General features: G+C 49.6%; 13 protein-coding genes. All 13 read right to left on the reverse strand.

All coding sequences use genetic code 11. The features are described 5' to 3' along the window. Window positions 1–301: 301 nt before the first annotated feature. Window positions 302–508: a hypothetical protein gene (locus CBG25_RS06500; RefSeq protein WP_290605476.1), complete on the reverse strand. Its 207-nt coding sequence runs from the start codon at window positions 506–508 to the stop codon at window positions 302–304. An 81-nt stretch (window positions 509–589) separates the two neighbouring features. Further along, the gene (locus CBG25_RS06505; protein ID WP_290605449.1) at window positions 590–958 is read right to left on the reverse strand and encodes a Mor transcription activator family protein; all 369 of its coding nucleotides are present in this window, start codon (window positions 956–958) and stop codon (window positions 590–592) included. Further along, window positions 952–1,374, reverse strand: coding sequence for a regulatory protein GemA (locus tag CBG25_RS06510; RefSeq protein WP_290605452.1), 423 nt, complete (start codon window positions 1,372–1,374; stop codon window positions 952–954). Before CBG25_RS06510 ends, CBG25_RS06505 begins: the two co-directional genes overlap by 7 nt. A gap of 137 nt (window positions 1,375–1,511) precedes the next feature. Then, window positions 1,512–1,691 (reverse strand): hypothetical protein, encoded by a 180-nt coding sequence (locus tag CBG25_RS06515; RefSeq protein WP_290605455.1) that lies wholly within the window; start codon window positions 1,689–1,691, stop codon window positions 1,512–1,514. 16 nt (window positions 1,692–1,707) lie between these two features. Continuing rightward, complete coding sequence (locus CBG25_RS06520) at window positions 1,708–2,337, reverse strand: LysE family transporter (protein ID WP_290605457.1); 630 nt, start codon at window positions 2,335–2,337, stop codon at window positions 1,708–1,710. Further along, window positions 2,334–2,576 (reverse strand): hypothetical protein, encoded by a 243-nt coding sequence (locus CBG25_RS06525; protein ID WP_290605459.1) that lies wholly within the window; start codon window positions 2,574–2,576, stop codon window positions 2,334–2,336. Before CBG25_RS06525 ends, CBG25_RS06520 begins: the two co-directional genes overlap by 4 nt. Beyond that, window positions 2,573–2,743 (reverse strand): hypothetical protein, encoded by a 171-nt coding sequence (locus CBG25_RS06530; RefSeq protein WP_290605461.1) that lies wholly within the window; start codon window positions 2,741–2,743, stop codon window positions 2,573–2,575. The genes CBG25_RS06525 and CBG25_RS06530 overlap by 4 nt, the downstream gene beginning before the upstream one ends. Further along, window positions 2,740–3,270 (reverse strand): host-nuclease inhibitor Gam family protein, encoded by a 531-nt coding sequence (locus tag CBG25_RS06535; protein WP_290605465.1) that lies wholly within the window; start codon window positions 3,268–3,270, stop codon window positions 2,740–2,742. Before CBG25_RS06535 ends, CBG25_RS06530 begins: the two co-directional genes overlap by 4 nt. Before the next feature lie 31 nt (window positions 3,271–3,301). After that, window positions 3,302–3,532, reverse strand: coding sequence for a hypothetical protein (locus tag CBG25_RS06540; RefSeq protein WP_290605467.1), 231 nt, complete (start codon window positions 3,530–3,532; stop codon window positions 3,302–3,304). Between the two features lie 2 nt (window positions 3,533–3,534). Beyond that, window positions 3,535–3,750, reverse strand: a complete 216-nt coding sequence (locus CBG25_RS06545) for a hypothetical protein (RefSeq protein WP_290605469.1) — start codon at window positions 3,748–3,750, stop codon at window positions 3,535–3,537. 98 nt (window positions 3,751–3,848) lie between these two features. Then, window positions 3,849–5,003 carry an AAA family ATPase gene (locus tag CBG25_RS06550; RefSeq protein WP_290605471.1) on the reverse strand — a complete coding sequence of 385 codons (1,155 nt, stop codon included), beginning with the start codon at window positions 5,001–5,003 and terminating at the stop codon, window positions 3,849–3,851. Between the two features lie 12 nt (window positions 5,004–5,015). Beyond that, on the reverse strand, window positions 5,016–5,321 hold the full coding sequence (locus CBG25_RS06555; RefSeq protein ID WP_290605473.1) for a hypothetical protein: 306 nt from the start codon (window positions 5,319–5,321) through the stop codon (window positions 5,016–5,018). 223 nt (window positions 5,322–5,544) lie between these two features. Next, window positions 5,545–5,713: transposase domain-containing protein (locus tag CBG25_RS06560; protein ID WP_290605475.1), on the reverse strand; the 169-nt coding region annotated here is incomplete at its 5' end.

Below are 5,713 nucleotides of genomic sequence, written 5' to 3' on the forward strand. Positions count from 1 at the left end.
CAAAAATTGCTAATTAACACATAAGTTATTGAAATAAATATATATTTTATATTATAAAATATCTTACGGATAAAACATTATTTTAGATATTTTTAGAACTTTATATGCCTGTGCGAAACTCGTGTTACAGTTGAACACGCCATCGCGGGTATCAAGCGCCTCGGTTGCATGACCCAAATTTTACGGAATCGTAGACCCTTTATTGATGATACCTTCTTACTCCTTAGCGCAGGTCTTTGGAATTTCCATCTCAGAACAGCGTAAAATTTACTTCAATCACCGAAACACCCTTATTTCACTATTAAGCAACACGCTTATTGAAGCCACACCAGAGTGTTAAGTGGTATATCGCCGTCGGTAACAGGCTAAAAATCAGTGTGGAAAAAACGATATCAATGGGCTTATTGTGTTCTTTTAAACCGACATTGGCAATAAAGTAGCTAATATAGCCAGAGGTCAATGTTACCAGTGTTGCCCAGGGTAAATCGAGCAGGGTTAAATCAAGCATATTTATCTCCTTTTCGTAGACACTATCGTCATGATAATAGTAACAAAAAAACGCTGACGTATTGATAGTGTGTTTAAATCATCATCCAGCCTGATTATCTTCAAACAGACTGCCCTGAATACGTGCCAGCTCTTCTTTCTTAACCCGCTTCACCACAGAATAAATCCACTGTAGCGAGACTTTGTATTTACGCGCGAGCGTGTGGTGGTTATGGCCGTTGAAGTCAGCAAATATCTCCCGGTCACGCTGGCTGACTTTCCATATCAGGCCCATCGGAAAATAGACATTTTGCCCTCCCCAGACCGCCATCATCTGACTGGCCACAGCATCGCCTATCTGGCTGGCAACAGCCGGGTCAACGTCGATAATCTGCCTGACAGTCTGGGCGGTGTGCTCGGCCAGCTCAACCAGTAACTCCGGCCCTTTGCTACGAAAGGTATTCTCTAGCATGATATTGCCCTCGCCACGCGTTTTTGCCACTGCTTGAGTTTCTCGATAACCTGACAGGCCTGTTGGCTATCCAGCCAGTAAGGCGAATCACAGCCGGTTTCCCGTTTAACAAAGTGAGCCAGGGCTTTTGGCGAGGCATCACGGACGATGCCATCATCGGCCATTGCCTGCCACAGGGCCTGTATTTTTTGGATTTGCGGACGGTCGGTCTGCTTTTTTGTACTGGCGTGATGGGGTTGGATACGAAAGCCTTTGGCTTTCAGGGCGTTTAAAACCAGAGCCAGTTGACCGATATTCAGGGTTTTTGCCGATGTTTTCCCCGTTAGCCTGTGTAGCATCTGGCGGTAAGTCGTGTCGTCCAGCTTGAGGTGCTGGGCGGCAATATGGATTAACTGCAGGTACTTTGGTCGGGTCATCGGGGGCGTCCTTTATCGTTGTGGTTGGGGTCAGGGTTTCCTTATGCAGTGAGCAAAAAATAATCCTTCGGGTTTTGAAGGATTATAAAATGAATATCATTATTATACAATTGAATGGTTTACATGCCGCTTTTTCGCTATGACTTCTTCACGCAAATTGCCCTGGCATCCATATCCTTGACCGTTTCAAATTTTTCTGCGAACTGTTTGGCGGCCTGTTGACAGGCGGTTTCCGTGTCAAATTCCTGTGTGTGCAGGGAGGAAAAAGCATTATCGCTATAAGAACTGGCATATAGCGCTAAAATTAATATCCACATGATAATGTCTCCGCTTTTAGTGAATTAAGGTGGGGTGTTCAATAAAAAAAATGCTGACCGCAATGAACACCAGAAAACCGGCTAACAGTCGGTTTTGTTGTTGACGTATTTCTGGCGATTGAAAATAAGGCCGCAAGCGGGCGGCGATGAGCGCGTAGAGCGTCATCGTCAGCGCATCGATAATCACCATCGTCAGGGTCATGATGGTAATTTGTGGCCCTAACGGTTGGGCCGGATTAAGAAAGACCGGTAGTGCGGCAAGCAGGAAAGCGAGCGCTTTGGCGTTGGTGATATCGGTCAGAAAACCCCAGCAGAACCGCTGCGCGGCACGGGTCAATGCGACAACATCGTAGTCATCCATGATGATTGGTGCGCGCCAAGTTCGGTATGCAGCAAACAGTAGCCAGAGTACGCTAATGCCTTTCAGCAGCAGCCAGGCTGTCGCTGAAGTGCGTAACGCTTGAGTGCTCAGTGCCACAATGGGCACCATCAAGGCTAATGCCGTTGCCTGACCGGCAATCAGGGGCAGCGTCTTACGCCATCCCCGCTGGAAGGCATGGTTAAGCGTGAGGATAGCGCCTGCGCCCGGTAATACCGCACTGAGCAAGACACCCCCTAAAAAAACTAACCAAAGGTCAAGGTTCATGATTTATTTACCTCCTGCGTTTGATGATGAGCTGGCGTTGATGGCGACTTTGCCGTGATACCTTTTAGTGGCACGACATCCCAGTTAAGTACCCAGGCGCTATACCGCTGTCCGCAGTGTGGGCAGGCCAATAGCAGGTCAATCCCCCACTCGCCGCTTTCCGGTTGTTGGATAATGTCTGCCTGGGTAGGATTCAGGTGACGGGTTGCCTGATGGCAGCTGATGCAGGTAATACTCATAACGGGTTTTCCTTATCTAAAGTGACGATGAGTTCGGCCAATATCTCGAAGGCATTTTGAAATTCACAATAAGCGGCGGCAGAATGGTCTGCCTGCAGGTGATGCATGGCGCGGTTAAGGCGTTTTTCAATCTGACGGCGCAGATGTTTTATTTCCTGATAGCTCATGAGGTCACCTCCTGCTCGAAGGGGGTAATAATGAAATCCTCAAGCTGGTTGCGAAACGTAATGCCGGGAATATTAAGTCGCTGGATGGTGTCCTGGTTTTTTAACAGGGCATTTTTATCCACCTGCGCCTTGCGAAGAATGCAGTGGTGTTGCCCGTTTTCTTCCAGCGCCTGCAGGATATCGTCCATCCCTTTGAGGGACACGGACGGCGGGCGGTTACGCCATGACACCTCGCCGGTTATCAGGTTAACGGTTTTGGTTTTGCCGTTTTGGGTCAGCCCCTCCCGGTTGGCGTCGCACCAGGTCTGGATACCTTTTTGTAACAGGGTTATCCGGGCTTTCATGGCCTCAATATCAGCCGCATGCTGATGCGTTAACCGCGCAATTTCATCATTAATCTGCGTCTCCAGTCGGGTCATTTCCCGCTGGATATCGCCCATCCGTTTAATATCGTCCATCACCTGTTCGCGGGTTTGCGGCGTGCAGGCACCCGCCGCGGCTTTAAGCCGCGTTATTTTCTTTGCCATCTTTTTTACCTTTTAATTAAAATGTCGGGGATTAAACGCGCTCGAAAATAATGTCTTCAAGGGCGTCACGGTGTTGAATATGCTCAAATAAATTCATGTTGTATCGGGCCGCGATTTCACCAAGACGCTGGTCTTGTTCATCAAAATCACGGCAGTGCTCGCAAATCGATAAATAGGCTTCATAGTCCTGTTCGGTAATATCCACGGTTTTGGCCAGATAAACCGATTGGCGAGCGGTAATACGGACAAGGCGTGTTTTCATGATTAACGTACCTCCCAGGTGATTCGGCAGTTATCTCGCGTGAACTGGTATTTTTCCCAGCGGCCCTGACTGTCGGTACCCAGAGCATAGCGAACGGCATGCCCCTTTTTATGTAACGCATCACACCGTCGGTCATGCAGCAGGGTAATGGTCGGACGGCTATAGCCATCAACAGTAAACTGACGGATGGTAAAACCTTCCTGGTTGAGGTTGTCCATCACTGACAGGCATTGCCTGAGCTGCTGCTGGATGGCCTGGTAGGTCATCGCTGACGGGTTTTTAATGGTCACGGCGGGGTTCAGCATAAAAGCCTCCTTTAATGCACACTGTGAATAATATTGGCGTCGATAACCGGGATGGCGTTTTGCGCGGCCAGGTTCATGGCGGCGGTCACCAGATTGCCGATAGCCAGGGGATAAAGCAGGCTGACTGGCGTGTCTTTTTTCGGGCGCAGCCAGCTTAAGCGTTGGCGTAGTGCCGGTATTGCATCCGGGCCGAGAACGTTGTTCATGTCGCCGCCGACGCGTTTAAACTTGAAATCAAGAAAGTCAGCCAGGTGGTCATCCAGCGGCGGCAGGTCAATCACCTCACAGCGTTGTACCACTTCCCTGACCGCCAGCAGGCGCTCAGATAACTTGTCGCCCAGCTCGGGTTGCCCCAGCAGGACGATGGACAGCAGTTTTTTAAAGCCATCTTCCAGCTCAAAGAAGCGTTTAAGGTGTTTTAGCGTCGGTATGGGCAAGGCATGGGCTTCTTCAATCACCAGTACATGGCTGTATCCGGCGCGGCTACTGTCTTTTAATAGTCGGTGTAACTGACGGAAGCGGGCTTCGGGTGAGCGTTTGAGTTTTTCCAGTGGGGCCAGGGTATGGACGATAGCCTCGGCAAGGCTGGCGGCTTTCAGGGTCTTGCCCTGATGGTCGTTGTCTTCCATCGCCAGCACGTAGGGTTCAATCACCACCACGGGGGCGTTTTCCCGATAAATACGGTCAGTCAGGTCACGTCGCAGCGTGCTTTTACCCGAACCGGATTCACCGATAACGGCGATAAAGCCACCATAGCGGGCGGTCTGGTACAACGCCTCGCGCACATAACGGCTCTCCGGGTTTAAAAACACATCGTCATGACCTTGTACCGCGTTGTCATCAAATGGGGCGCGAAACAGCCCAAAATGCTTTTTGGTGGCAGGCAGTAATACCTGTTTTTTGAGTAACATGGTGTCCTCCTCGTTGCTAGGTGGTGTGTGCTTTTCCTTGCCGCTGGGCGTGACCCCGTCAAAGCAGTCGTCCGCCGCGATACCCTGGTCACGCAGCCAGGCCCGGATACGGTGTTTTAGCGCGTCGGTGTCCTGTTTTGGCCACTGGTGGTGATTGACTATCTGCGCCAGTGTTGCTTCAGAAAGGTCAAGCGCACGGGCCAGTGCCGCTTGCGTCAGGTTGTGTTGTTGTAACAGGGTTTTGAGTTTCAGCATGATGGCCTCCCGTTAACCGTGACTGGCCAGACTGACCACCACCTCGGTGGACTGACCCATCAGCTCATCACCCAGCGCATCGACCTGGTCAGCAGGAATACCGTCCGGGAAGCGTTGGGTCAGCGTGGTGTAAAATTCACTACGCCAGGCCTTGCCCGCCGCCTGAAAACGCGCCCGCAGGCGTTGAACCACCACGACCGGGTTTAATCGCTCTTCAAAACGCGGCGCGCAAACCGGGGAGGCCTGCCCTTGTTTGGGGAGGTAAATCGGTGGGGTATCGCGTTCATTATCAAGATAGGGGTTAAAGGTAAGCGTCATTGGAACCACACAGAGATAGGTAGCGTGGTTTAAGGTAAGGTAATTTTCCAGGGCAGCAGTACGTTCCAGTCTATCACGAGTTTCGCACCAATAAAAAAACGCTCTATTTTTAAGTTTAATTCAGCATGATATATAAATAGTCAAAACCTTATAAATCAAATACAACTTATTGTAATTTAATAAAATTTATGTTTTTTAGTAACTTGCAGATTAATCATTGCTTTTAAGCCATTTTTAGAATTTTATATGCCTGTGCGAAACTCGTGTCTATATCTTCATCAGGGGATTTTAGCGACGTCAGCAATGCCAGAAGATAATCGTACGGGTTAAGACCATTGATACGTGCACTTTCCACCAGGCTGTACAATAGCGCACTTGCATGAGCACCCGCT

It is taken from the genome of Arsenophonus sp. ENCA, from assembly GCF_002287155.1.
GTDB lineage: Bacteria > Pseudomonadota > Gammaproteobacteria > Enterobacterales > Enterobacteriaceae > Arsenophonus > Arsenophonus nilaparvatae.

What these genes read in the sequence shown, in the direction of transcription:
- CBG25_RS06530 (WP_290605461.1), bottom strand. Translation starts at nt 2,743, where the DNA reads ATGAGCTATCAGGAAATAAAACATCTGCGCCGTCAGATTGAAAAACGC.
- CBG25_RS06525 (WP_290605459.1), bottom strand. Translation starts at nt 2,576, where the DNA reads ATGAGTATTACCTGCATCAGCTGCCATCAGGCAACCCGTCACCTGAAT.
- CBG25_RS06550 (WP_290605471.1), bottom strand. Translation starts at nt 5,003, where the DNA reads ATGCTGAAACTCAAAACCCTGTTACAACAACACAACCTGACGCAAGCG.
- CBG25_RS06500 (WP_290605476.1), bottom strand. Translation starts at nt 508, where the DNA reads ATGCTTGATTTAACCCTGCTCGATTTACCCTGGGCAACACTGGTAACA.
- CBG25_RS06540 (WP_290605467.1), bottom strand. Translation starts at nt 3,532, where the DNA reads ATGAAAACACGCCTTGTCCGTATTACCGCTCGCCAATCGGTTTATCTG.
- CBG25_RS06510 (WP_290605452.1), bottom strand. Translation starts at nt 1,374, where the DNA reads ATGACCCGACCAAAGTACCTGCAGTTAATCCATATTGCCGCCCAGCAC.
- CBG25_RS06545 (WP_290605469.1), bottom strand. Translation starts at nt 3,750, where the DNA reads ATGGACAACCTCAACCAGGAAGGTTTTACCATCCGTCAGTTTACTGTT.
- CBG25_RS06505 (WP_290605449.1), bottom strand. Translation starts at nt 958, where the DNA reads ATGCTAGAGAATACCTTTCGTAGCAAAGGGCCGGAGTTACTGGTTGAG.
- CBG25_RS06520 (WP_290605457.1), bottom strand. Translation starts at nt 2,337, where the DNA reads ATGAACCTTGACCTTTGGTTAGTTTTTTTAGGGGGTGTCTTGCTCAGT.
- CBG25_RS06535 (WP_290605465.1), bottom strand. Translation starts at nt 3,270, where the DNA reads ATGGCAAAGAAAATAACGCGGCTTAAAGCCGCGGCGGGTGCCTGCACG.
- CBG25_RS06555 (WP_290605473.1), bottom strand. Translation starts at nt 5,321, where the DNA reads ATGACGCTTACCTTTAACCCCTATCTTGATAATGAACGCGATACCCCA.
- CBG25_RS06515 (WP_290605455.1), bottom strand. Translation starts at nt 1,691, where the DNA reads ATGTGGATATTAATTTTAGCGCTATATGCCAGTTCTTATAGCGATAAT.